This window comes from Candidatus Culexarchaeum yellowstonense (assembly GCF_024707025.1).
Classification (GTDB): Archaea; Thermoproteota; Methanomethylicia; order Culexarchaeales; family Culexarchaeaceae; genus Culexarchaeum.
In genome coordinates, this window is record NZ_JANGFQ010000220.1 from 1 (window position 1) to 2,656 (window position 2,656).

At 40.9% G+C, this 2,656-nt stretch carries 1 protein-coding gene and 1 pseudogene; both read right to left on the minus strand.

Annotated features, from left to right (window positions below; all coding sequences use genetic code 11):
* Nucleotides 1–291 precede the first annotated feature (291 nt).
* Entirely contained in the window at nt 292–1,413 is a 1,122-nt protein-coding gene (locus MRT15_RS11485; protein WP_304330372.1) for an SPOUT family RNA methylase, read from the minus strand.
* Nucleotides 1,414–1,519: 106 nt separating this feature from the next.
* A pseudogene (locus tag MRT15_RS11490) lies at nt 1,520–2,656 on the minus strand (peptidase M14 family protein); the annotation flags it as partial.

The window sequence follows — 2,656 nt, forward strand, 5'->3', positions numbered from 1 at the left end:
AGGCATCCCATGGAGGCAGTGAAGAGATACCTTGAATTAAGCTTTGCGACGAGGGCGCCCCGCAAATGAGCGGGGCGGCCGCGGAGCCCACACCCCCAAAAACAAATTTTGGTGCGGGGCGCCTTGAAGGGGTTTGTATTGTGGTTGTTGGGCTTGGCTTGATTGTGAAAAGGCGAGTTTGATTGTTTGTTTTGGGGTGTGTTTTGTTGCGGGACCTGGTTTTGGTGTGTGTTGTTTGTGAATTGATGGTTTGAGTTTTGTTAAATTGTTGGGGGTTGGTGTTTTGTGGGTTTAATTGTTGTTTTGGTTTTGCGTTCCCCCTTCTGCTTGACTGCTTAGTTTTTGATGTATTGCGAATGCTAGTGCTGTTAGAGCTGAGGCTGCAGCTAGGTCTGTTGCTATGGTTACTCCTGGGCATAGGTCTATGACTAAGTTTGCGAATCGATATACTCCTAGGGGTATTCCTTCTCTTGAGCCTATGAGGAAGTTTGTTCTTTCATTTTCTATTACCAGGTTTGCGAGTTTTTCTGAAACTTTGTTTATTGGTTCTCCTTCCGGTTCGAAGACTATTATTGGTTCTTTTGCTCTTTCTCTAACAAGTTCGTATAGGTTTTGTATGTAGACTTGGGTTTTGTGGGGTTTATGTGGGTAGCTTTTTGTCTGGATTTGGTATCTGGATTCTATTCCTTCGAAGATTCCTTTTATGAATGCATTTAGTTCATTTGCTTTGACGGCTCCTATTGGTGCTATGATTAGTTCGCCCACTTCGAATGTCTGTACTTCTCTTCCAATCCTTATTCCCATTTCATGGGAAGCTTTTAAATCTCCAAGGTATGGCATTTGGACGACTGAAACCTTTTTGAAGTATCCTCTAACTTGGAATTTTCCAGGTTTAATCTTCTTTGGATATTCGCTTCCATCAACTATACCCATATATGCATGTGGCCCAACTATCTCCACGAATACAACTTTATCTGGGAAATCTAGGTTTACTGGTATATTGGCACCCTCCTTTATAACTGCACCAACTCTAACGTTAACATCTATGCTTGTGAAATCATGACGCCCCCTCCTCACAGTATTAACTGCAAAAGACCCTGCACCAGACAATTCGCTCACCATCTTCTTAGCAGCTTCAATTATGGAGTTCATCTCAGCTGGCACATACATTTTCACTGGAAGAACCCTCTCCACCTCTGGAATCTTCGATTTTATTTCCCTAGCCAAATCCTCAGCTGGCACATTACCCCCAACCAATATGAGACCTGAAAAGTTTAGTGGTTTCGCCAAAACATCTATCCCAGGAAAATTTTCCTTAAGAATCTCAGCTACCACACCCTCATAATCCTTTAAAGTCTTAACAATAACGGAAAACTTGCTGAAATCAACACCCTTAAACTCACTTAAACCCATTTCAATATAAACCTATAACCCCAACAACATATCTTTTTCGAAAATAAACCATAATTGAAGTGGTAGAAGTATAAAAATGGTTGGGAATTGTGATTATCACCGACATTTATTGTATTATGGCGTTGAATATGGTTTTGAACGTCCCTAAGGTTTGCCCTCTAAATTGTGGTCTAAATGCGTATAATACTATTCTACCCTTCCCCTGTTTCGCATCTATTAAGGCTGGTTTCCTACTTAGATACTTCTCCCCTATCAGCCAACCACTCTGCATTATATCAGATTCTGGATATGTCATTGGTGTTTGATATGCTTCATTATTGAATGCTGGAATCAATTCAAGTATCATGCTATTGTGATACATGACGTAAGCCAATTTCGGCATTCCATAACAGAGTGGATGTGTATTGTCAACGTTAACCTTTAGTATTGTTGAGGGGCAGAAGAACTCCTTTGGATCAAGCTTCTTTGATGGGATGTTTATTGGCAATTTGAAGGCATCTATGGCCAGTTCACAACTTGAATTGAAGGTTAATAGTGTTCCACCATTATTCACGAAATCCTTAACCTTCTCCAAACCCTCCTTCTTAATCCCACTCATATATTCTGGTGGTGTTGGAGGTAAGACCACAGGCCTCCTATACAATTCTGAGAGAGCCTTCTCAATAGCCTCCTTACTCTCACCAAGAATTAAAGCTGGACTATCATCAGCAAATATTAGTAGGTCGATCTTCTCCGGAAGCTTACCATCAATTATATCCTTATCCTTAATCACTTCATATGGGAATCCATGTTGCTCAAGAATCCACCTAGTCCACCCCTCATCCATATTCCCACCATAATAACGCTGATAAATTCCAACCCTAAGCCTCCTAACCTCGCGAACCTCAACATCAAGCTTAAACTTCAATGGAACTATGGGGACGTGATACTTGTTGGAGAGATGCTCCAATAAACTTGAATTAACATCACTTGGAATGTAGAATGAACCCAATGGATAAGTATTCCCATCAACGGTTACAGGTGAAAGGATTCTGTAGACATGTCCACCAGAATTGAGAATATCATTCACAACGCCGAAAGCAGAGTTGTATGCTGATGAAACAATGTAACCATAATTGGAAATTGAAACGTGATAAACTGGATAAATATTGCCATCAACACGTCTAAACACACCCTCAGGTTTAACATCAAGAACATCCACCCTAACACCAAGATAATCTGGAACTGTGAATGTAGCTGTATC

Bases quoted from the DNA above. Each gene is read 5' to 3' on its own strand.
- MRT15_RS11485 (WP_304330372.1), bottom strand. From the start codon at position 1,413: ATGGGTTTAAGTGAGTTTAAGGGTGTTGATTTCAGCAAGTTTTCCGTT.